The 21,589-nt window shown below is 60.4% G+C and carries 18 protein-coding genes; 6 read left to right on the forward strand and 12 right to left on the reverse strand.

Annotation, left to right across the window (positions count from 1 at the left end):
• Positions 1–24: 24 nt before the first annotated feature.
• Positions 25–1,131 (reverse strand): extracellular catalytic domain type 1 short-chain-length polyhydroxyalkanoate depolymerase, encoded by a 1,107-nt coding sequence (locus tag THIVI_RS04840; protein ID WP_014777513.1) that lies wholly within the window; start codon positions 1,129–1,131, stop codon positions 25–27.
• 160 nt (positions 1,132–1,291) lie between these two features.
• Here THIVI_RS04840 and folE point away from each other — a divergent pair, with 160 nt between their 5' ends.
• Positions 1,292–1,927, forward strand: a complete 636-nt coding sequence (gene folE / locus THIVI_RS04845) for a GTP cyclohydrolase I FolE (RefSeq protein ID WP_014777514.1) — start codon at positions 1,292–1,294, stop codon at positions 1,925–1,927.
• Positions 1,928–2,007: 80 nt separating this feature from the next.
• On the opposite strand, the gene ilvC is transcribed toward folE, so the two are convergent.
• The 4 genes from ilvC to THIVI_RS26000 form a co-directional block, all read right to left on the reverse strand.
• Entirely contained in the window at positions 2,008–3,024 is a 1,017-nt protein-coding gene (gene ilvC, locus THIVI_RS04850; RefSeq protein ID WP_174284517.1) for a ketol-acid reductoisomerase, read from the reverse strand.
• A 428-nt stretch (positions 3,025–3,452) separates the two neighbouring features.
• On the reverse strand, positions 3,453–3,893 hold the full coding sequence (locus THIVI_RS04860) for a DUF1877 family protein (RefSeq protein ID WP_014777516.1): 441 nt from the start codon (positions 3,891–3,893) through the stop codon (positions 3,453–3,455).
• A 74-nt stretch (positions 3,894–3,967) separates the two neighbouring features.
• Complete coding sequence (locus tag THIVI_RS04865; protein ID WP_014777517.1) at positions 3,968–4,216, reverse strand: DUF2442 domain-containing protein; 249 nt, start codon at positions 4,214–4,216, stop codon at positions 3,968–3,970.
• A gap of 2 nt (positions 4,217–4,218) precedes the next feature.
• On the reverse strand, positions 4,219–4,395 hold the full coding sequence (locus THIVI_RS26000; RefSeq protein ID WP_281054924.1) for a DUF4160 domain-containing protein: 177 nt from the start codon (positions 4,393–4,395) through the stop codon (positions 4,219–4,221).
• Between the two features lie 172 nt (positions 4,396–4,567).
• Between THIVI_RS26000 and THIVI_RS23360 the strand changes: the two genes are divergently transcribed.
• Positions 4,568–5,290, forward strand: coding sequence for an IS1 family transposase (locus tag THIVI_RS23360; protein WP_014776653.1), 723 nt, complete (start codon positions 4,568–4,570; stop codon positions 5,288–5,290).
• A gap of 364 nt (positions 5,291–5,654) precedes the next feature.
• Here the strand turns inward: THIVI_RS23360 and THIVI_RS04880 are convergent, their stop codons facing one another.
• The 5 genes from THIVI_RS04880 to THIVI_RS04900 form a co-directional block, all read right to left on the reverse strand.
• A complete protein-coding gene (locus THIVI_RS04880) occupies positions 5,655–6,014 on the reverse strand; it encodes a hypothetical protein (protein WP_014777518.1) in 360 nt (119 codons plus the stop codon).
• 709 nt (positions 6,015–6,723) lie between these two features.
• Positions 6,724–7,194 carry a DUF29 domain-containing protein gene (locus THIVI_RS04885; protein ID WP_041446833.1) on the reverse strand — a complete coding sequence of 157 codons (471 nt, stop codon included), beginning with the start codon at positions 7,192–7,194 and terminating at the stop codon, positions 6,724–6,726.
• Positions 7,195–7,336: 142 nt separating this feature from the next.
• On the reverse strand, positions 7,337–7,831 hold the full coding sequence (gene ilvN, locus THIVI_RS04890; RefSeq protein ID WP_014777520.1) for an acetolactate synthase small subunit: 495 nt from the start codon (positions 7,829–7,831) through the stop codon (positions 7,337–7,339).
• A gap of 212 nt (positions 7,832–8,043) precedes the next feature.
• On the reverse strand, positions 8,044–9,792 hold the full coding sequence (locus THIVI_RS04895; protein WP_052314960.1) for an acetolactate synthase 3 large subunit: 1,749 nt from the start codon (positions 9,790–9,792) through the stop codon (positions 8,044–8,046).
• Positions 9,793–10,102: 310 nt separating this feature from the next.
• Positions 10,103–11,152, reverse strand: coding sequence for a PilZ domain-containing protein (locus THIVI_RS04900; protein ID WP_014777522.1), 1,050 nt, complete (start codon positions 11,150–11,152; stop codon positions 10,103–10,105).
• 263 nt (positions 11,153–11,415) lie between these two features.
• Here THIVI_RS04900 and THIVI_RS04905 point away from each other — a divergent pair, with 263 nt between their 5' ends.
• The 3 genes from THIVI_RS04905 (at position 11,416) to THIVI_RS04915 (ending at position 14,201) form a co-directional block, all read left to right on the forward strand.
• Complete coding sequence (locus THIVI_RS04905) at positions 11,416–13,137, forward strand: proline--tRNA ligase (protein ID WP_014777523.1); 1,722 nt, start codon at positions 11,416–11,418, stop codon at positions 13,135–13,137.
• A 96-nt stretch (positions 13,138–13,233) separates the two neighbouring features.
• Positions 13,234–13,749 carry a 3-hydroxyacyl-[acyl-carrier-protein] dehydratase FabA gene (gene fabA, locus THIVI_RS04910; RefSeq protein WP_014777524.1) on the forward strand — a complete coding sequence of 172 codons (516 nt, stop codon included), beginning with the start codon at positions 13,234–13,236 and terminating at the stop codon, positions 13,747–13,749.
• Between the two features lie 20 nt (positions 13,750–13,769).
• Complete coding sequence (locus tag THIVI_RS04915; RefSeq protein ID WP_014777525.1) at positions 13,770–14,201, forward strand: DNA polymerase III subunit chi; 432 nt, start codon at positions 13,770–13,772, stop codon at positions 14,199–14,201.
• Between the two features lie 179 nt (positions 14,202–14,380).
• Here THIVI_RS04915 and THIVI_RS04920 read toward each other — a convergent pair whose 3' ends face one another.
• Together THIVI_RS04920 and THIVI_RS04925 are read right to left on the reverse strand one after the other, a co-directional pair.
• Positions 14,381–18,625 (reverse strand): PAS domain-containing protein, encoded by a 4,245-nt coding sequence (locus THIVI_RS04920; protein WP_169315561.1) that lies wholly within the window; start codon positions 18,623–18,625, stop codon positions 14,381–14,383.
• A 68-nt stretch (positions 18,626–18,693) separates the two neighbouring features.
• Positions 18,694–19,824 (reverse strand): response regulator, encoded by a 1,131-nt coding sequence (locus THIVI_RS04925; RefSeq protein WP_014777527.1) that lies wholly within the window; start codon positions 19,822–19,824, stop codon positions 18,694–18,696.
• Positions 19,825–20,077: 253 nt separating this feature from the next.
• Here THIVI_RS04925 and THIVI_RS04930 point away from each other — a divergent pair, with 253 nt between their 5' ends.
• A complete protein-coding gene (locus THIVI_RS04930) occupies positions 20,078–21,460 on the forward strand; it encodes a DegQ family serine endoprotease (protein ID WP_014777528.1) in 1,383 nt (460 codons plus the stop codon).
• The last annotated feature ends 129 nt before the right edge of the window (positions 21,461–21,589 follow it).

Here is a 21,589-nt window from a genome sequence, read left to right on the forward strand (position 1 = left end):
GTAAAGTCTTTTCCGGAAATCGCCTTAACGCTCCCGCAGACGCTGTCCGGCGAAGAACCGAAGCATCTCGCGGGATGCGTCGGGTCCACGCGGTTCGGTGTAAGAACCGGCACCGCTCCCACCGAACCAACCATGGCCGGCCCCATGGACCATCCAGAGTATGGCCGTTGAACGACCTTCCGCGTCCTGATAGAGCGTACGGGTAAAGGCATAGCCACCGGGAATACGCCCTTGTTCAAGCAACACCTCGCCATCCGGGAATGACAGGTGACCGATGCCGGACGGATGTGAGCGGGCCTGCGCGATCACATGAGCCGCATTGGCTGGATTCACGGTGGTATCGCAGTCTCCATGGAAGACGATGACTGGAAACGCGGCCCCATCGTGTGACGGCAACAGCCAGCCACTCCGAATCGCGCCCTGCCGCATCGCACCGACCGCCGAGAGCATGTCGCGCGCCGCCGCATGAGGGAGACCGGAATGGACACCGACCGCCGCGTACAGATCGGGATAGGTGACCGCCAGCGTGATCGCCATCGCGCCGCCCGCGGATAAACCGGCGACATAGACGCGACCCGGATCGATCCCATGGGAAGCCATGACCTGCCGCGTCAGATCGGCGATGATCGACGGTTCGCCCTGCCCCCGTTGCTGATCCGCTTCGTTGAACCAGTTCCAACAGCCCGACCCGTTGGCCGAGGCCGACTGAGCCGGATAGAGCACCAGACCGCCCTGCTCTTCAGCGAGCTGGTTCATACGGGTTCCGGTGGCGAAATCGTCCGGATCCTGCCCGCAACCATGCAGCATCACGACCAGGAATCTGCGTTGATTCCTGTCGCCGGTGACCGCATCGCCGGGAATATAGAGTTTATAGTCGCGCGTGCCGGCCTGATTGGCGAAGGAACCGTGAATGAAGCGGGCATCCCGAACACGGTTCCCGTCATCCACAACCTCGAAGTCACCTTCGATGACCGCCAGGTCAGCGCCGGCGTTGGCCTCAAGTCGGAACCCATCGGCGGGTTTTGGCACACCCGCGAGGGCACTCTTGATGAGGTCGGTCGCATCGGCAAGCCGACCCGCCTGAGTCAGTCGGGTTGCCTCGATCATAGCGATCCTGACGGCGTCTTTCATTGCGGCATCTCCGCCCAACGTTGATCGGCCTTCCGGCCAATGAATTTAAGTAAACCCTTAAACCGCGTCCACGCAGATGCTGATTGATTCAGGCAAGGTTGAGTCAATCTGAAAACAACGCATATATCATCTGGACGCGGTTTAACGAGGAAAAACGATCATGGAAAAACCAAAACTGTCGCGGGTTCTGGCGCACAGCCACTATGCCGCAAGTTTCGAGGCCGAATCCGAGGAAGAAATCTACGACGCCCCCAAGGAGGCATTGGTCAGGAGCATGCTGACCGAAATCGGCGAGGATCCCGAACGCGAGGGGTTGCGCCGCACCCCGTTGCGAGTCGCCAAGGCCATGGATTTCCTGACCAGCGGCTATGGCCTCTCCGCGGAAGAGATCATCAAGGGTGCCGTGTTCGAGGAGAACGTCAAGGAGATGGTCGTGGTTCGCGACATCGAGTTTTACTCCCTGTGCGAACATCACCTGCTGCCCTTTTTCGGACATGCCCATGTCGGCTACCTACCCAACGGGAAGGTCGTCGGTCTGAGCAAGATTGCGCGCGTGGTCGATGTCTTTGCCCGCCGGCTTCAGGTGCAGGAACGACTCGCCAACCAGGTCGCGGACGCCTTGATGGAACATCTCGGCGCCCACGGCGTGGCGGTGGTGATGGAAGCCAGTCACACCTGCATGATGATGCGCGGCGTGCAGAAGCAGCGCAGTAGCACAGTCACCAGCGCGATGCGCGGCACCTTCGAGGAAGATCCGCGCACCCGCGCCGAATTCATGTCCTTTATTCGAGGCTAAAGCCGCCAGCCGCCGAAATTGGAGTCGCCTCGGAACGATTTCGCAACCCAGATCGAAGCTGGTCGCTGGTCGCTGGTTCCTCAGTTCCGGCTCTTATCGACCAGCTTCTTCTCGCGGATCCAGGGCATCATCTCGCGCAACCGCTCGCCAACCACTTCGATCTGATGCTCCGCACCCAAGCGACGCATGGCCTTCATCGAAGCCGCGCCAGCCTGATTCTCCAGGATGAATTCCTTGGCGAACTGACCGGTCTGGATCTCGGTCAGGATGCGCTTCATCTCGGCCTTGGTCTCGGCATTGACGATGCGCGGTCCGCGGGTCAGGTCGCCATATTCGGCGGTGTTCGAGATCGAGTAGCGCATGTTGGCGATACCGCCCTCGTAGATGAGGTCGACGATCAGCTTGACCTCGTGCAGACACTCGAAATAGGCCATCTCGGGCGCATAACCGGCCTCGACCAGGGTCTCGAAACCGGCCTGGATCAGCGAAGTCAGACCGCCGCACAAAACCACCTGCTCGCCGAACAAATCGGTTTCGCATTCCTCGCGGAAGCTGGTTTCGATGATGCCGGCGCGTCCGCCGCCATTGGCGGAGGCATAGGCCAACGCGATGTCGCGGGCCTGCCCGGTGGCGTCCTGATGGACGGCGATCAGGCTCGGCACGCCCCCGCCCTGCGCATAGGTGGAACGCACCAGATGACCCGGCCCCTTGGGCGCGATCATGATGACATCCAGATCCTCGCGCGCGGCAATCTGTCCGAAATGGACGTTGAAGCCGTGGGCGAAGGCGAGCGCGGCGCCTTGCTTGATGTGCGGGGCGACCTGCTCGCGATAGAGCGAGCCCTGATGTTCGTCGGGCGCCAGGATCATCACGACATCGGCGCCGGCGACCGCGTCCTCGATCGACTTGACGGTCAGCCCGGCATTGGATGCCTTGGCCGCCGAGGCGGAGCCCGGACGCAGACCGACCGTGACCGAAACGCCCGAGTCCTTGAGGTTGTTGGCGTGGGCATGGCCCTGCGAGCCATAACCGATGATGGCAACCTGCTTGCTCTTGATCAGCGAGAGGTCGGCGTCTTTGTCGTAATACACGTTAATGGTCATGCGAGCGATCCTAATGGTCTAAAAATGGGTAGTGGTCAGATAAATACTACCTGATCCGGTCGCGATAAACGCCCTCATCGAATGGCATGCGACGGTTCAGGCAGCGTGGGCAAGCAGGCAACAAAGCATTTTAACTTTCGTGACAGTTTACGCCGGCTTGCTAGGCGACGTTATTGCAGCAGATTCGCGAAATCTCTTCCAGAGGTCGCCCGAGGAAGGGGTTTGTCGTCGAGACGATAGAGTTCAATCATTTCTTCCACGATTTGGCAAAGCTCCTCAAAGACGGCCTTCTCGTCGTCGCCGTGGCAGCCTCCGAACATGAGACTAGGGCTGGGTGAGGAACGAATCCCGGCAGACGCCAACGTTGATGCTGGGGTAGAGGCAAGGCATTGCCTCTACGTTCACCCCAGCCTTCTGCCATGCTACGCAGCATAGTGAAGCACTGCCAAGTTCTTCGAGGCCGCTTCCCGGTAGAAAGCGACAAGCTTGTCAAACTCAACGACAAGGTCTTGTTCTTCATCGCGGAAGTAGTCGAGGTGGTATGCCTCGTCCGCGGTATCAAAGTCCCGAAGCCCTCGAAGCAAGCGCTCTTGGCTCCACCCCGAAAGCGCCGCGGAGTGCCGTTTCGCCGTTTCTGCATCAATCAGTTCGCACCCATTGAATAAGACGTCGTCCAAGAACTCATCGCTTCCAAATCCAGCGCCAGAGAGTAGCTTGTTCAAGACATCCCAAGCAGTTCCTATATCCGTGGCAACGATGCATCTGTGTTCGTCCGAGATCCAGTCATCGACAAGCGCATGGTCTTGCTTCATGGCGGCCAAGTCTTCAGTGGAGAACGCTCGGAAAAACAGGTTCATGCTCATGGAATCGGTCCTTTCTTAAATCGCTTGTTCGGCCAATGCTTAATGACAAGACTTGACCACGATGGTTTTGCTTGTTAAGGCATTTTTTCTCCGTGCTCCCAAAGCTCATATTCGCTAATATCGATTTCCGAGTTCCAAGAAACAGCATAGCCGCCTGACTCAACGGACACGTTCTTGAAGAATGCTGGATTTTTTAAAGGAAAAAACATCTCGCTCTTTGTGAGGCGATTGATGTCGTATCTCTTTCTTTCTCCATTGGAGAACAGAACAACGAGGAAATGATCTTCTTCCGGTATGGCGCTTTGGATTCTTGGAATCATCATGGCTACTGAAGTGGCGGCAGTTTCTTAAATTCTTGCATCTTCCACATTTGGTCGAGATCGGATTGGTAGAAGGTTGCCCACTCTACGACGAGCTTTCTTGCTCTTGCGGGCAAATCGCCCTCTATCATGTCGAGCGTTTCGATGCTAAAAGCGGCCCCGCTGGCACGGTGTTGAAGAATGAGCGCCGTGCCGTCTCCGGGGTCCGCTCTTAACCGCTTGTTAGGCGTACATTAGTTTTCCGCGTGGTTCTGGAATGCGACGATCCAACTCGTGCGCGGTTTCAATCCATTCCTGAATTATGGGTAGTGCCCCAATCTATAGGATCTAAAATCTGACTGGATTTATTCAAACATGAATCACTGCCCAACTTGCAACACCACCAAGATCGTGAAGAATGGATTTAATGCAACCGGAAAGCAAAACCATCTTTGTCGGGAATGTGGCCGTCAATTCGTGATTGACCCCTTAGTTTCAGCGATTTCTGAAGAGACCAAATCGCTGATCGATCGACTGCTTCTTGAACGGATTGCGCTTGCTGGTATCGCGCGTGTTGCAAATGTCTCTGAATCCTGGTTGCAAATCTATGTCAATCAAAAATACGAGGGCGTTCCGCGCCAATTAAACGTGCCAAAGTTGTCTGATTTTCGACTGGTTGTCGAGTGCGACGAACTGTGGTCATTTGTTTTGAAAAAAGATGAAAAACAATGGGTTTGGATCGCGAAAGATCGTGACTCTGGATATGTTGTCGGACTTTATATCGGATCTCGTGGCATTAAGGGTGCGCAAGGATTATGGAATTCATTGCCACGCGATTATCAAGAATTGGCCGATTTCTACACCGATTTTTGGGAAGCTTATCAATCCGTTTTTCCAGAATTCCGTCATTACGCTGTCGGTAAGGAATCGGGAAAGACAAATCATATCGAACGATACAACTGCACACTCAGGCAACGTATTTCCAGGCTCGTACGAAAAGCACTTTCTTTCTCAAAAAAGCTTGAGAACCATATTGGAGCTATTTGGCATTTTGTCCATCATTATAATAGCACTCTCTCAGTTAAAGCTCATTCGTGAAATCATATAGAGAAGGGCACTACCGAATTATGATCTCCGCGTTTTGAAGGGCTGTTTGGTAGCTTTCCCCGTCAGCCATACAACCAGGCAGTTCTGGTACTTCTGCGAGGTAAGCGTTATCCTCCTTGCTCCAGTAAATGATGATCTCGTATTTAGCTGCCATGGAAGTCACCGATTTTGTGCTTAAGCCAGCGTAGTCACACGCGCCGAAGCATCGTGTTTGCACCACATAAAACGCTCCAGGGATACCGGGAGCGTTCAAGCCTGCCTTCCAGTTGAGTGGTTCGATGGGTTTCGTGACCGACAGGCTTCCGTACCCAATCATCAACGTCGTGCCGCAGTCACTCTACCCATCCTACGCTGGCTAGTCGTCGCGATCATTTTCTCTCCTTGAGATTCTGTCTTCCTCAATTTCATCAAGGTCTTCTTCCGTGAGTTCTCTATCTGCGAGCGGGAGGATGATGTTTGCCTGCTCTAATACCGCCTCACTTTCTGTTTCAAATTCCGGATTGGCCACATCATTCAACGACGAGTCAAGAAACTTATCTGAAAGATCGATCATCAGCCCCAAGTGGTCGTCATGCCTGGCAATCACTTTGTCCGTGTTTCCAAGATCAACCAAGGCTGCGACTACATCTCTAACTGTCTTGAACTCAGTATCAGGGCCATGTGGCTCGCAGTCTCCCAGAACCTGAGCCAACTGATTTACGGTTTCAACTTTCATGACTGCCTACTCCTACTATGTTCAATTGCATGAGTGCCTGCCTTGTCGACAGTTAAAGTCAAAGGGGACAGATTTATTTTAAGCTGCGTATCGAAGTAGAAATAATGCTCCATCGATTCAGGCTTGCGTTAGAGTGCTTTCGCACATCGACAAAGACTGTTCGTAACTATATTTTCACAAAAGCTTTCTGAAATTTTAGAGGGCTTTTTATACCTAATATGGAACTATGCGTGACAGGGGATTACGCAACTAGATTTTGGGGTTCTGGTACCAAATGAGACCTGTCAATCGTATGGACTCTGGCACTTGTCAGTTTTTCCATCAGTCCTGGGCGAGACAAGCACCACGCTAGGTGTATTTGATGCGCGCGTCTTGTACATACACAGACACTCGGGACAAAAATACTCTTCCGGCTCTTCGTGGCACTTTTGTCCCGGGACGATAACTTCGAATATGGCCCCGCATTTTGTGCACGTTTGTTCAAACCGGTCTTTCTCGTATCCATAGGACGTTTCGTATGGATTAGTCACTTGTGTACTTCCTGCTGATGAATGATGCCTAATTATTAAAACAGAGGAACATTAGGGGCAAGTTCTGCAATCAAGCCCGGTAGGCCGGGGTGAGGAACAAACCCCAGCAGATGCCGCCGCCATTGCTAAGGTTCACTACTCGTTCACCCCCGCCTACCCGACTCGTAAAAAACAGATGGTCATCCGCCCACGGACGCGCGTTCGGATCCAGCAAGCGCGGGAAGAAACCAGTCTGTATCGAGAATCGCGTCGACGCGCCACGGACAGGATTCCGGGAAATCGTCCAAACCCGTCTCTTCGGATGCCTTGGCGACGGCATCCGACCAGACGCCCGCCCACCAGTCGGCATCGTCGAGACTGACCTTCAGGCTGGGGGTGTTCTTGATGCACAGCGCGAGGGCGTTGCGCTGTTCCTTGATCGTGCGGCGCCAACTGTTGCCCTGGCGCGCTGGCTGATGCCGCCATTTCAACAAGTGGGCCAGCAAGAGCGCCATGCGGCTGGCAAGTTCGCGGCGTTCGCTTTTCCCCACGTCCTCGATTTCCTCGGCAATGTGCGCGATGTCCAGTTGCGCGAACCGTCCAGCGCGCAGGAGTCGCGCTTGCTCGTCGGCCCAGGCAATGATGTCGTCGTCGTAAGCGGTGGCGGTCATCGTTGCAGTGTCTCCGTGATTGGGGCTGACGGCAAATCCTAAGCCTCTGAGCGTTAAGCCGTTCATGGTTCGATCCTTCGGCGGGCTCAGGATCACCACGAACGGCTTAACTTAATGGCAGTGGGGTGTCGCGCGCGACCCATTACGACAGCGTCAGCCCCTTTTCGCCGCGCGTGATGCCGGTGGGGCCGGAGCGGACGACTTCGATCAGCAGACCCTCGGGGATGGCGTCGATGAAGGCGTCCAGCTTTTTGGATGCGCCAGTCAGTTCAACGACATAGCTGGTCTCGGTCACGTCGATGATCTTGGCGCGGAAGATCTCGGTCAGGCGTTTGAGTTCCTCGCGATCCGGGCGCTCGGCGCGGACCTTGACCATCATCATCTCGCGCTCGATGTGCGGTCCGTCGGAGAGGTCCAGCAGCTTCACGGTGTCGATCAGCTTATTCAACTGCTTCTTGATCTGCTCGACGATCTCCTCGCTGCCGGTGGTGACCAGCGTCATGCGCGAGAGGGTCGGGTCGTCGGTGGGGGCAACGGTCAGGGATTCGATGTTATAGCCACGGGCCGAAAACAGACCCGCGACGCGCGACAGCGCTCCGGCCTCGTTCTCCAGCAACACGGCGATGATATGTCTCATGGTGAAAATCTCGTGTCGTATTAAACCGCGTCCATCAGGGTATGCGTCGTTTTGAGCGGTCGGCCAGGTTTGCATGAACCGGTGGCCGTCTGAGTCGACGCGGTTTAAATTATTTAAAATTCAATCTTTAAACCGCGTCAGCGATGACGCTCGTTGGATTCATGCGTGGCCAAACCAAAACACCAGCCACGCAAAATCCTGTTGGGCGCGGTTTATGCCAGTTCGCGGTCGGTCAGGCTGGGCGACAGGTGCATCTCGTGATGCCCCTTCCCCGCCGCGATCATGGGATAGACGTTCTCGGTCGGATCGACCACGACATCCAGAAACACGAAGCGATCCTCCATCGCGAAGGCTTCGCGCATGGCGTCTTCCAGATCGGCGGGTCGCTCGACGCGCATCCCGACATGGCCGAAACTCTCGGCAAGCTTCACGAAGTCCGGCAGCGCGTCCACATAGGAATGCGAGTAGCGGCTTTCGTAGAAGAGTTCCTGCCACTGGCGCACCATGCCCATGTAGCCGTTGTTGAGCAGAATCACCTTGATCGGCAGCGAATACTGCTTGCAGGTGGCCATCTCCTGGATGCACATGAGGATGCTGGCCTCGCCGGAGACGCAGGCGACCTGGGCCTCGGGAAACGCCAGTTGCACGCCCATCGCCGCCGGCAGTCCGAAGCCCATGGTGCCGAGACCGCCGGAGTTGATCCAGCGCCGCGGCTTGTCGAAGGGATAGAACTGGGCCGCGAACATCTGATGCTGGCCGACGTCGGAGGTCAGATACAGATCCCCATTGGTGACCTTATAAAGCGTCTCGATGGCGAACTGCGGCTTGATGGCGGCGCTAGTCCGGTCGTACTGGAGACAGTCCAGACGGCGCCAGTCGGCGATCTTGGCCCACCAGTCGGCGATCGGCGCCGGGTCGGGCTGAGGTTTTTGCGCTTGGTAGAGCCGCAGCATCTCGGTCAGCACGCCCGCCACTTGCCCCACGATCGGCACGTCGACCCGCACGTTTTTCGAGATCGACGACGGATCGACATCGACATGGATGATTTTGGCATGCGGGCAGAAATGCTCGATCTTGCCGGTCACCCGATCGTCGAAGCGGGCGCCGATGGCGATCAGCACGTCGGTCTCGTGCATCGCCATGTTGGCCTCGTAGGTGCCGTGCATCCCGAGCATGCCGATGAACTGAGGGTCGGTCGTGGGATAGGCGCCGAGGCCCATGAGGGTGCTGGTCACCGGAAAGCCGGTGGCGCGCACCAGTTCGGTGAGCTGAGCCGAGCCTTCGCCGAGCACCACGCCGCCGCCGGTATAGAACACGGGGCGCGTCGCCTGGAGCAGGAGATCCACGGCCTTTTTGATCTGCCCCGGATGCCCCTTCTCGACCGGATTGTAGGAACGCATCCGGATTTCGCGCGGGTAATGATAGGGGATCTTGATGTTCGGGTCGGTCACGTCCTTGGGGATGTCCACCACCACCGGACCGGGTCGGCCCGTGGTCGCGATATGGAACGCCTTGCGAATGGTCAGGGCCAGATCGCGCACGTCCTTGACCAGGAAGTTGTGTTTCACGCAGGGCCGGGTGATGCCGACGGTGTCGACCTCCTGAAAGGCGTCGCTGCCGATGACCGGCGTCGGCACCTGCCCGGTCAGCACCACCATGGGGATGGAGTCCATGTAGGCGGTGGCGATACCGGTGACGGCATTGGTCGCACCCGGACCCGAGGTGACGAGACAAACGCCGCACTTGCCGGTCGCGCGCGCGTAGCCGTCCGCCGCGTGAGAGGCGCCCTGCTCGTGACGGACCAGGATGTGCCTGACCGTGTCCTGTTTGAACAGGGCGTCGTAGATATGGAGAACCGAGCCGCCGGGATACCCGAAGACCAGTTCGACGCCCTCGTCCAGTAGCGCCTGAACGACGATTTCGGCCCCGCTCAGTTCCCTGCCAACTCCGGCATCGGCCACAGCCGCGCCCGCCCCACTCGGTTCCGCTCCAGTCAGTGCCACCTTCAGCGACCTCCGATCAGCCCGCGCAACCGGGGGGACGCATGGCCCGTCGGCGGATGCCCGCGAAGTAAAGCGGCGCCCGCGTCACGCCACCGCGAGCGCGGCGAATCCGCGATCGTCGGAAGACGTCAACCAGCCATGGTTCCCCGGTTGAACGAGGAATAATGAAAACGTGAAAAAGGGTCGAAGTTACAGCGACCGTTACTGGCGGTCAAGCCATCGTTCGTTCGGATGACGCGCGGCAAGCCGGAGCGCCATCGCGGATCCCCTAAACCCTCCGGCCAACCTTGAGCGTGCTTTTTCTGGCGGCGGAAATGCCGTAAGAGAGATCATGCACGTTCTGCAAGAGTTCCAGTTCTTCCCAGGCATCCGCCGGCCAGCCATCGGGTTGCCCCTGATCCCCCAGAACGAGGTCGCGAAAGAGCGCCTCGAAGGCTTCGACATCTCCCCAACCGACCGTCAGCCGATTCAGCGCCTCCGGAAAATCCGCTTCCAAAACGCAGGGCTGACCGCTTTTACCCGACCGCCGCGCCTTCTCGGCACTGGTAACCCTGGCGAGCGGGGTGGCGCGTATCCAGTCGGGCGCCTCGGAGAGATGGCGCGATTTCGATGCGTCTTGCCCTTCCGGCACATGACTGAGAAAGAGATCGACGAATGCCTTGATCGATTTCCTGGGGTGCTCGAACTCCAGCGTCAGGGTGTATAACTCGGTCCAATAAAAACCCGTCGGCTGGGTTTTATTGAGGTCGACCACACGGGCTCTCAACCGAATCCCCGGCGCTCCAGTCGTCCCCGCGATCGACAGTTTGATGCTTTGGTCGATGTCATAGGCATCGAAGACGGTGACCGAGAGACGCCCGCTCGCGATCTGCGCCAGCATGTGACGCAGGTCGTCGACGTCATTGGCGGTCACCTCCAGTTCCCGAACCAAGCCGCTGGAATGATCGTTCTGGCCCGCCGCACGTCCGCCTTGCAGCATTTTCAACAAGTGTTCGAGCCGCGAATGACTGCGCGGAGTCAAACTGAAAAACCGCGCGGCAATCAGATGGGTTCCGTCTTGCAGCGCTTTCGCGCGGATCAGGTGTGCATCGGCCGTAATCCGTTCGCCTTGCTTCCAGGGCAGAACGACGCGCAGCGAACTCGCCTGCTCGGGAGGCGGTTCGGTCATGGAGAAGAGCACCCCGCCCCAGGAAATATCCAGGTTGATCGCGGTGACCGGCGCGGTCATGCCCGGAAAGGTTACCTGGATCGGAATATTGACATGAATCCGCGTTTGGGTGCGACGATCACGCACGAGCGGCTCGTTCTTAGGATTCATGGTGCGATGACTCGATGACCAGTCGGCAATGATTTCTTTCGCGGTTGTCGGGTTGCGTCCAGATAAATCCAGGCACATTCAAGCAGCATCGTGGATTCCTGCGGTTGGAAAAAGCAGGACCATTACAACAACATTCGCCGAAAAATGCATCCATCCCGAATGGCGCTCCAGAGCTTGGCGGGAATGGAACAGGCATCGGAAGAGTTGTTTCCAGCCTCGTTGAACCCTAAACTCGCCTGCTTTCCCTTGCCATCGTTACCCCCATGCGCACCTCACAGTTCCCCCTGCAGACCATCAAGGAAATCCCCGCCGACGCCGAGATTGCCAGTCATCGGCTGATGCTGCGCGCGGGGCTGATCCGCAAACTCGCCGCCGGACTCTATACCTGGCTGCCCCTGGGTCTGCGCGTGCTACGCAAGGTCGAGCGGATCGTCCGTGAAGAAATGGACCGCGCGGGGGCGCTCGAAGTTTCCATGCCGGCGGTGCAGCCCGCCGAACTCTGGCAAGAATCCGGCCGCTGGGAAAAATATGGCCCCGAACTGTTGCGTTTCCATGATCGTCACCGGCGCGAATTTTGTTTCGGCCCCACCCACGAGGAGATCATCACCGATCTGGCCCGCAACGAACTCAAGAGCTACAAACAGCTCCCGATCAATTTCTATCAGATCCAGACCAAGTTCCGCGACGAGATACGCCCGCGCTTCGGCGTGATGCGCGCGCGCGAATTCCTCATGAAGGACGCCTATTCTTTCCATCTCGACGAAGCCTCGCTGGCCGAGACCTATCGTCAGATGCACGCGACCTATTGCCGCATCTTCACCCGCTGCGGGCTCGACTTCCGACCCGTGCAGGCGGATACCGGCAGCATCGGCGGCAACGCCTCGCATGAGTTCCATGTGCTCGCGGCCTCCGGCGAGGACGCCATCGCCTTCTCCACCGGCAGCGACTATGCCGCCAACGTCGAGATGGCCGAGGCCGTGGCGCTGGCTGCCGCGCTCCCGCCGCCCGGCGAGGACGCGCGTCTGGTCGACACGCCCAACGCGCGCACCATCGCCGATCTGGTCGAAGAGTTCGGTCAGCCGATCGCGCGCACGGTCAAGACGCTGGTGGTCGCCGCCTCGGACGCCATCGAGGCCGATCTGATCGCCCTGCTAGTGCGTGGCGACCATGAACTCAACGCCATCAAGGCGGAAAAGCTGCCCCAGGTCGCCGCGCCGCTGCGCATGGCCACCGAGGCCGAGATCCGCGCGGCCATCGGTGCCGGTCCCGGCTCGCTCGGTCCAAAAGACCTGCCCATCCCCTGCCTCGTCGACCGCACCGTCGCGGTCACCGCCGATTTCAGCGCCGGCGCCAACCAGGATGGCAAACACTGGTTCGGCCTGAACTGGGGCCGCGATCTGCCGCTGCCCGAGATCGCCGACCTGCGCAACGTCATCGAAGGCGATCCCAGCCCGGACGGACAGGGGACGCTCACCATCGCGCGCGGCATCGAGGTGGGGCATATCTTTCAGCTTGGGCGCAAATACAGCGAGGCGATGAAGGCGACGGTGCTCGGCGAGGACGGGCGCGCCACCACCCTGACCATGGGCTGCTACGGCATCGGCGTCTCGCGGGTCGTGGCCGCCGCCATCGAACAGCATCACGACGAGCGCGGCATCTGCTGGCCCGCGCCGATCGCCCCCTTCGAGGTCGCGCTCCTGCCGATGAAGCTCGGCAAATCCTACCGTGTCCGCGAGGCGACCGAACAACTCTACGCCGACCTCCAGGCCGCCGGGATCGAGGTTCTGCTCGACGACCGCGACGCCCGCCCCGGCTTCATGTTCGCGGACATGGAACTGATCGGCATCCCTCACCGTATCGTCGTCGGCGACAAGGGGCTCGACGACGGCCAGGTCGAGTACAAGGGGCGTACCGATGAGGAGATGCAATTGGTTCCGCTCGCGGAGATCGTCGCATTCGTCCGCGACCGCTTAAACCGCGTCTAGCGTCATCTGCGCAGTCTCAGGCCGTTCCAGCCTTGCGCCTACCCGCAGGGAACGGCTGGACGCGGTTTAAACATTCACATCAAATCAAGGAATCACATGACCAAAGAAGCCACTTTCAATCGCGATGAACTTCTTGCCTGCGGCCGGGGCGAGATGTTCGGGCCAGGCAATGCCCAATTGCCGGTTCCGAACATGCTGATGATGGACCGGATCGTCCGCATCGCGAATTTCGGCGGAGCCAACAGCAAGGGCGAGATCCTCGCCGAGTTGGACATCACGCCGGAACTCTGGTTTTTCCAGTGCCACTTTCCAGGCGACCCCGTGATGCCAGGCTGTCTCGGACTCGACGCCCTGTGGCAACTCGTCGGCTTCTATCTTGGCTGGATCGGCAATCCCGGCCATGGCCGGGCGCTCGGTGTGGGCGAGGTCAAATTCACCGGCCAGGTTCTGCCGACCGCAAACAAGGTCACCTACCACATCGACATGAAACGGGTCATCACCCGCAAACTGGTGCTCGGCATCGGCGACGGGGTGGTGCAGGTCGACGGGCGGACCATCTATACCGCCAAGGATCTGCGGGTGGGTCTGTTCACGTCGACGGAAGGATTCTGACCGACGGGATCTGCGATGCGATGACCCGAATCGATTTCTACAGCCTGGAACCGGAGAGTCGCGGCGACCGCTTTCTCTTGACCTGCCGGCTCGTGGAACGGATTCGCGCCAAGGAACTGCGCGTCCTCATCCACTGTCCGGATTCGGAGCAGGCGCGCCATCTGGACCGCCTGCTTTGGACCTTTCGCCAGGACAGCTTCCTGCCACACGGGCTGGTAGGCCAGACCGATCCCGAGCTAACGCCCGTCCTCATTAGCGATGACGGAAGGCCGGAAACCGAGCATCAGGTTCTGCTCAATCTCTCCTTCGAGATTCCTGACTTCCTGGACCGTTTCGAGCGCGTGTGCGAGCTGATCGACCATGACCCCAACGCCCGCGCCACCGGGCGCGAGCGTTTCCGCGCGTATCGCGAGCGTGGCTATCCGCTGGAGCATCATCGGCTACGGCTTTAGGTGATTTAGGTGATTTAGGTGATTTTCGGGAAAGACTTTACCGATTTTCCGTTCGTCTCCGGAAATCGCCTTAAAGGGCATATCCAATCCCTTGATCAGGATGCAGTCCTGTAAGGGGCGAATTCATTCGCCGCGTCGAGTGCGCGGATACCGGGATGTCGGGGCGAATGAATTCGCCCCTACAGCGTGCGCGCGGCTCTCAAAATCTCCAGCGCCGCGTCGAAGTTGAAGCGCTGAATCTCACGCTCAAGATCGCCGAACGTCTCGCCCAAGGCCACGCGCAGCAGGGCGGCCGAATCGCGCGCGAACTGGACGGACCGCACATTGTCTTCCGCCAGCAAGGTATCCAGCTCGCTCATGACCCGACGCAGAACGGTACTCTGAACAGTGGCTTCGGGATTGCTCCATTCGCCCTCCTCCGGCAGCGCCAGGATGGCGGCGACCAGGCGATCAAGTTCGCGCTGGAGTTCATCGGTCGCGGATGCGATGACCTCCGTCTCGGAGCGCCGCCCGAGCGAAATTTCCAGGCGCCCCGCGCAGCTCGCCAGACGATCAGCGCCCAGGGTCGCGGCGGCACCTTTCAGACCGTGGGCGACCCGTACCGCCCCCAGTTCGTCCCCCGCCTTCAGACAGGCGCGCAGCGCCGCCGGATCCTCGCCATGCGACTGTGCGAACAACCGCAGCAGACGCAGATAGATCGTGCGCTGTCCACGCACCGCCGCGAGTCCGCGCAGACTGTCGAGTCCGGGAACCCCGGCGAGCCAGGGCATCCAGGCAGCGCCTTCGGCGCCCGCGCGCGACACGGACAGCTGGCCGTCGCCGCCGCGCTCGTCACTCCCCGGCAGCCATTTCAGCAAGGCGCGGTAGAGCACGTCTGGCTCCACGGGCTTGGGCACGAAGTCGTTCATACCGGCGTCCAGACACGCCTGACGATCCTCTTCGAAGGCGTTGGCGGTCATGGCCAGAATCGGGACGGCTTCATGTCCGGCCTGTGCGCGGATCGTGCGCGTCGCCTCAAGACCATCCATTTCAGGCATCTGAACGTCCATCAGCACCAGGTCATAGGCGTTCGCGGCGACCATGGCGACCGCCTCCCGACCGTTTTCGGCCGCATCCACCGCCAGGGTCACCGCGTGCAGCAGTTCCATCGCCACCTCGCGATTGATGACATTGTCTTCCACCAGCAGGATGCGCGTGCCCGCCGCGCGGCGGCGTAACGCGGACTCGTTATTCGTCGACGGCATGGCGGATGGCGTCGGCGCGATGCCGCGACCACGGCTGAGCCGGGCGGTGAACCAGAAGGTACTGCCCCGATCCGGCTCGCTTTCGACGCCGGCGTCGCCGCCCATGAGCTGCGCCAGCCGGCGGGTGATCGCGAGCCCCAGACCCGTACCGCCATGCTTGCGCGTGGTCGAGACGTCGGCCTGTCCGAAGGGCGTGAACAGACGTGTCAGTTCCTCCGGCGCGATGCCGATGCCGGTGTCGACCACCTCGAAGCGCACCAGCAGTCGATGCTCGTATTCTTCCAGCAGACGAGCGCGCAGGACGATCGTTCCGCGTTCGGTGAACTTGACCGCGTTGCCGGCAAAATTGAGCAGCGCCTGACGCAGGCGGGTAGGATCGCCGTGTAGCCAGGGAGGCATGTCGTCCGTATCCACGTCGATCGTCAGCCCCTTGGACTGCGCCTGATCGGCGATCAGCGAACGCACATGGTCGAGGACGCCCATCAGGTGAAAATCGGTCTGCTCCAGTTCCAGCCGACCCGCCTCGATCTTGGACAGATCGAGAATGTCGTTGACGATGGAGAGAAGATGTTGGGCCGCCGATTCGATCTTGTCCAGACGCATGGCCTGCTCGGGCGTCACTCCGCTGCGTTGCAGCAGATAGGTCAGACCGACGATGGCGTTCATGGGGGTACGGATCTCGTGGCTCATGTTGGCCAAAAAGGCGCTCTTGGCCCGATTGGCGGACTCGGCCCACTCCCGCGCCATCTCCTGAATCCGTTCGAGCTCTTTTGGGACGCTGATATCGCGCGAGAATCCCACCGTGCCCAGGACGCTCCCATCCGCGTCGAGGACGGGCGCCTTAAAGGTCTCGAATGCCTCGGGTCGATTGGGAATGCCTTCCTCGACCGTTTTCTGCCGGCGCGTGACCATGACGTCGGCGTCGTCGGCACGGTAGCGTTCGGCCATCTCCCGGGGCCAGATGTCGAGGTCGGTCTTGCCCAGCAGTTCCTCGGCCGAGTGCCGAGTCGCCTCGGCGAACGCCCGATTGACCGCCAAAAAGCGCCCTTCGCGGTTCTTCAGCCAGATCATGTGCGGGATATTGTCGATGATCGCGCGTAGCGCCTGACTCTGACGTCGTAGCTCGGCGGTGCGCTCCTCGACCAGTTCCTCCAGACGATGACGGTACCGGTCCAGTTCCGCCTCGGCTTGCTTGCGTTCACTGATGTCCCGACAGATGCACAGCACCAGCTTGCGTCCGCCCCAACTGGCGCTGCTGGCGCTGACCTCGACGGCGTAGACAGAACCGTCCCGGCGTCGGTGAAGGGTCTCGAATATTCTGCCCGAAGCCGGAAACTCGGCGAAGCCTTCGCGCACCTGAGACTCGGTCATCACCGCGTCGATGTCCCAACTGTGCAGGCCAATAAGTTCCTCTGGCGTATAACCGAGCATCTCGGCAAAACGTTGGTTGGCCTCGGCGATGCGATGCTGCTCGTCGAAGACCAGGATGCCATCGCGCGAACTCTCGATCAGCGCCAGACGCCGGGCCGTTTCGTCGGCGAGCGCGCGCGACACCTGATCGATCTCGGTGATGTCGCGGGAGATCCCGAACACGCCGGTGATCTGGCCATGCGCGTCGCGCAGGGGGCCCTTGATCGCGAGAAAGCGCCGCATCCCCTCGGTGGTCGTCAGGAATTCCTGAAAGGTCAGGCTGCGATCGTCGTCCATCACCCGCCGGTCATTGGACCGGACCAGTTCCGCCTGGTCAGGGGGGAAGAGTTCGTCGTCGGTGTTGCCCAGCACCGACTCGGCGGATTTCCCGCTGAACCGAGCGGCGGCTCGGTTGAAGAGCAGATAGCGACCCTCGCGATCTTTGGCGAAGATGGCGTCCGTGGAACCCTCGGCGATGGCGGCCAGCAGATTCAGCGCGTCCAACCGTTCCTTCTGGGAGCGATGCAAGGACGCGGCAAGCGCCAGTTGCTGACGCTGACGCAGCAGAAAGGCTCCGGTTCCGGTCATGAAGAGCGCCAGTAAACCGGCAAGACCGATCCAAACGGCATTGTTCGCCACCCTGGCGTACAGCTCGGCGCGATCGAGCTTGACCACCAGGAGCCAGTCGGTTTCTGGCACGGTCATGGCCACGCCCAGGACCGGCTTGCCGCGATAATCCTCGCCTTCCTGAAGGGTGCCGAAATTGGCCGGGTCAAGCAGATACCGCGCGGCCAGCAGGCGCGGGGTCGTCAGCGGTAGGCGAAACGTCAATTCCGTCCCTGTCCGATGACGCAATGCGTTCAGGGAGACCACATCGTCGCCATCGCGCCGGACCAGCAGGGTCTCGCCCGTCTCGGTGGGTATCGGCCAACTCTGAAGCGCGGGATAGAGACGCGCCGTCGGGTCCGTGTGCAGGACGACGACCGGTCCGAACTGGCCGTCTCGCGCCGGCAACGGCACCAGAAAATCCAGATGGATCACGCCTCGTCCATCGCGATAGGGACCGAATTGACTGACCTTCCGGTCGGCGGCGGACGCTCTAACCGCCGCGACCAGGCGGGGATCAAGGGCCGTTGTCCCGCCATTTAGATCCCAGAGTGATTCGCCCAGCGCGTTCAGCAGCATGACGCCATGAAAAGCGTTGTAGCGCGCGAACGTCTTGAGATGTTCCAGCAGTTCGCCGTTCGCCTTCGGTCCGTTCGCCGCGAAGAGGCTTGCATCCAGTTCCGCGGACAAGCGGCTGTGTTGCAAGAAGAGTGCGTCGCCCCGACGCTCCTGCAGCCAATCGGCGATCTGCCGGGTCTTGAGTTCGGCGATGGTCTTGAGGCGGGCGGCCTCGCTCTCCTTCTGGCGGCTGAAATCGATCGCGATACCGCCGAGCGTCAGGATGACAATGGCCGCCGCTAGCAGGATGAACGGCAGCAGCAGGGCGCGGGGCGGCGGCTTGGGAAGCGGGATGTCCCCGGCAGCCTCGCGGGGGGGCGGGAAACGTCGCAGCAGGACATAAAGCAGCAGGGAGGTGACGGCGACGAACAGCCAACCCTTCAGCGTACTGATCAAGGTCACCTGGGCCGGAACGCTGACCAGCCAGGACACCGCTCGGTCGGACAGCAGGATCCACATCCCGGCAAACGCGGCATACGCCAGCACCACGGCCAGAACAGCCGACAAAGCGCCCTGTCCGGCGCGACGATCAGGGTCGTCAGTCACTGAAATCTCCTTGCCGCCAGCATGGACGCGAGCGGGATTCTCCGTCGCTCGGACCGATTCCGGCTCGCTCATGCTCGGCCGGGGCGGTTACCTGTTGGCAAGTCTGGCTCGTTTTCAAGGTAGCGAACGGCAATCCCGCGAAATTCCTCGAAGGTGGCGAGAAAGGCATCGGTCACGTCCGGATCGAAATGACTGCCGCGACCGGCGACGATGATGTTGAAGGCATCCTCGAAGGTCATGGGCGGCTTGTAGACGCGGGGCGAGATGAGCGCGTCGAAGACGTCGGCGAGCGCCATCAGGCGCGCGGCGATCGGAATGGCGTCGCCGGCAAGGCCCTCGGGATAGCCGCTGCCGTCCCATTTCTCGTGATGATAGTGGGCGATATCCTTGGCCAGGACAAGAAATTCGACCAGCCGATCGGCATCGCGCTCGGCCTGCTCGATGGCGTCGCTGCCCAGTTTGGCATGGGTCTTCATGATCTCCCACTCGTCCGGCGTGAGCTTGCCCGGCTTGAGCAGGATCGAGTCGGGAATGCCGACCTTGCCGATGTCGTGCAGCGGAGCCGATTTCGCCAACTGGTCGATCACGCGGTCGGTCAGGAACTCGGAGAAGCGGGGATGATCGCGCAATTGATGGGCCAGCGTGCTGACATAGCCCTGGGTGCGCCGCAGATGGTTGCCGGTCTCCGGATCGCGGATCTCGGCCAGGTGCGCCAGCGCATGGATGCTGACCTCCTGCACCACCAGATTCTCGCTCATGCGCCGCGCGAGTTCGGCCTCCAGATAGGCGTTCTGGTCCTTCAGCCAATCGCGCGCCTGCTTGAGTTCCAACTGCGTGCGGACCCGCGCCAGTAAAATCGACGGCACGATCGGCTTGGCGATATAGTCCACCGCGCCGACATCGAGACCGCGCAGTTCGGCCTCGGCGCTGTCCATCGCGGTGACGAAGATCACCGGAATCTCTCGGGTCTGCGGATCGGCGCGCAAGCGGGTGAAGACCTCGTAGCCATCCATGCCCGGCATCATCACGTCCAGCAGGACGAGATCCGGCCAGGGCGCGGTGGCGGCGATCCGCAACGCCTTCTCGCCGGACGTGGCCGCGCGTACCCGATAGTCGAGTTGCAAAAGTTCGCTCAAGACCGTGAGGTTTTCGGGCGAGTCATCGACGATCAGGATCGTCGGCAGGGCTCCGTCCAGCATTTAACCTCCTAATAAAGATGAGAATGATGGGGCTCTCCCTGCTGTGGCCGACTATGATAGATGAATAATCGGTGCCAGTGGTTATCGCGGCGAGGCCAATCCTGAAATTTGTCAGGGATTTTCTCATCCGAACCGGGGTGATGCGGCTTTATACATTGATTGCGAATTGAATCTCAATTGGCGAGCAGACCGTCGTCGTTGGGACACGCCATTGCGCAATCCCGATCTCTCCCTTATTTTCAGGTTCCATGCAATGTCAACCAGTCTGCCGGCCATGACCTGTATCCGAAACCTTATCCACGCTTTCGTTCTCATTTCCCTTCTGCTGTCGGCGATGCCCTCGCACGCGGGTCTGCCCACGGCGGTCGATGGTCAGCCGCTTCCGAGTCTGGCGCCGATGCTGGAGCGCGCGGTTCCGGCGGTGGTCAATATCTCCACGGTGAGCCGGATCGAGACGGCGGACCATCCGCTGCTGCGCGATCCCTTTTTCCGCCACTTCTTCGATCTCCCTCAGGAACGCCAGCAGCGCAAAAGCAACAGCCTGGGCTCCGGGATCGTCGTGGACGCCAAACGCGGGCTGGTTCTGACCAATCATCATGTCATCGCCAAGGCGTCCGGGATCGGGGTCGGCATGCACGACGGGCGCACCCTGGACGCCGAACTGATCGGCGCCGACCCGGATACCGACGTCGCCGTTCTGCGCATCCCCGCCGCGGATCTGACGGCGCTGCCGTTCGCGGATTCGGACGCGCTCAAGGTCGGCGATTTCGTTGTGGCGATCGGCAATCCCTTCGGTCTCAGCCAGACCGTTACCTCCGGGATCGTGAGCGGACTGGGGCGTACCGGGCTCGGCATCGAGGGTTACGAGAGCTTCATTCAGACCGATGCCTCGATCAATCCGGGCAACTCGGGCGGTCCGCTGGTCAATCTGCGCGGCGAACTGGTCGGCATGAACACCGCGATCCTCGCCCCCGGCGGTGGCAATATCGGCATCGGCTTCGCGATCCCCGTCAACATGATCCGTTCCATCATGGAACAGATCGTGGAACATGGCGCGGTGCGGCGTGGGCTGTTCGGGGTCGGGGTGCAGGATCTGACCGGCGAACTGATCGCGGCCTTTGACCTTGAGGACCGCGCGGGCGCGCTCGTCACAAGCGTGGAAAAGGGCTCGGCGGCCGCCGACGCGGGACTGCGCGAAGGCGACATTATCCTCATGGTCAACGACAAACCCGTCAAAGGATCGGCGGATCTACGCAATCGCTTCGGACTGCTGCGGGTAGGCGAGAAGGTGGATCTGACGATCGTGCGCGGCGGTAAAGAGCGTCGCCTGAGCGGAACCATCGCCGACCCCTACCGCGATTTCGTTCCCGGCGAGCGTCTCTCGCCACTTCTCGCCGGCGCGCTGTTCGGCGATCTGGACCGCCGGGGCGGCATCCCTGCCGTGCCGGTGGGGACGGTGGAGGCCGACAGCCCCGCCTGGAACGCGGGTCTGCGCGAGGGCGACCGCATCCTGCAGGTCAATGGTCAAGGCATCGGCGGACCGCGTGATCTTGCCGCCCTCGTGCGCAAGGCCGGCGGACTCTACAGTCTGCGGATCCAGCGCGGCGACGATCTGATCCTGCTGGCGCGGCGCTGATTGGCGCGAACGCCTGGCGTGTTTCCGTGTCCATTAAGTTGTTCGTCGCGGTTCAGCCTAACGGCTTGACGCCCGGCGGCGGCGTGCCGTCGGAACTGCCGACCGAGCGGCCTCGTGGGCGGTTGACCG

The sequence above is a fragment of the Thiocystis violascens DSM 198 genome (assembly GCF_000227745.2).
GTDB classification, from domain to species: domain Bacteria; phylum Pseudomonadota; class Gammaproteobacteria; order Chromatiales; family Chromatiaceae; genus Chromatium; species Chromatium violascens.

Bases quoted from the DNA above. Each gene is read 5' to 3' on its own strand.
- THIVI_RS04900 (WP_014777522.1), bottom strand. From the start codon at position 11,152: ATGAATCCTAAGAACGAGCCGCTCGTGCGTGATCGTCGCACCCAAACG.
- ilvN (WP_014777520.1), bottom strand. From the start codon at position 7,831: ATGAGACATATCATCGCCGTGTTGCTGGAGAACGAGGCCGGAGCGCTG.
- THIVI_RS04880 (WP_014777518.1), bottom strand. From the start codon at position 6,014: ATGAAAGTTGAAACCGTAAATCAGTTGGCTCAGGTTCTGGGAGACTGC.
- THIVI_RS04930 (WP_014777528.1), top strand. From the start codon at position 20,078: ATGTCAACCAGTCTGCCGGCCATGACCTGTATCCGAAACCTTATCCAC.
- folE (WP_014777514.1), top strand. From the start codon at position 1,292: ATGGAAAAACCAAAACTGTCGCGGGTTCTGGCGCACAGCCACTATGCC.
- THIVI_RS04885 (WP_041446833.1), bottom strand. From the start codon at position 7,194: ATGACCGCCACCGCTTACGACGACGACATCATTGCCTGGGCCGACGAG.
- THIVI_RS23360 (WP_014776653.1), top strand. From the start codon at position 4,568: ATGAATCACTGCCCAACTTGCAACACCACCAAGATCGTGAAGAATGGA.
- fabA (WP_014777524.1), top strand. From the start codon at position 13,234: ATGACCAAAGAAGCCACTTTCAATCGCGATGAACTTCTTGCCTGCGGC.
- THIVI_RS04865 (WP_014777517.1), bottom strand. From the start codon at position 4,216: ATGATGATTCCAAGAATCCAAAGCGCCATACCGGAAGAAGATCATTTC.
- THIVI_RS04860 (WP_014777516.1), bottom strand. From the start codon at position 3,893: ATGAGCATGAACCTGTTTTTCCGAGCGTTCTCCACTGAAGACTTGGCC.
- THIVI_RS04905 (WP_014777523.1), top strand. From the start codon at position 11,416: ATGCGCACCTCACAGTTCCCCCTGCAGACCATCAAGGAAATCCCCGCC.
- THIVI_RS04915 (WP_014777525.1), top strand. From the start codon at position 13,770: ATGACCCGAATCGATTTCTACAGCCTGGAACCGGAGAGTCGCGGCGAC.
- THIVI_RS04925 (WP_014777527.1), bottom strand. From the start codon at position 19,824: ATGCTGGACGGAGCCCTGCCGACGATCCTGATCGTCGATGACTCGCCC.
- THIVI_RS04840 (WP_014777513.1), bottom strand. From the start codon at position 1,131: ATGAAAGACGCCGTCAGGATCGCTATGATCGAGGCAACCCGACTGACT.